Genomic DNA, 322 nt, shown 5'->3' on the forward strand with positions numbered 1-322 from the left:
TAAGAAAAACTAATAGTATACACCTCGAAATATTAAAGGAAAGAGGTGTTATATGGGAAACAAGGATATAGCAACCAAGAAGTACATGTCAGATAATGTGAGATTTGCAGATGTGTTTAACTATGCCATATATGGGGGAAGGCAGATTATAAAACATGACATGTTAAAGGAAATCAGTGCAGAAGAACTGTTATTAATGGAAGGGGAGAATGGAAAGCTAATTACAAGGGACAGAGTAAGGGACTTAGAGAAGATGTGTGTCATAAAGAAAAGCGGTAATATTGTTTACATGCTTTTGGGAATTGAAAACGCATCCAATGTA

The 322-nt window shown here is 35.1% G+C and carries 1 pseudogene; it reads left to right on the forward strand.

The annotated features are described in order from the left end of the window. Window positions 1-52: 52 nt before the first annotated feature. Window positions 53-322 (forward strand): annotated as a pseudogene (locus tag DWW68_RS13310) (transposase); the annotation flags it as partial.

It is taken from the genome of Eubacterium sp. AF16-48 (genome assembly GCF_003479405.1).
Classification (GTDB): Bacteria; Bacillota; Clostridia; order Lachnospirales; family Lachnospiraceae; genus Eubacterium_G; species Eubacterium_G segne.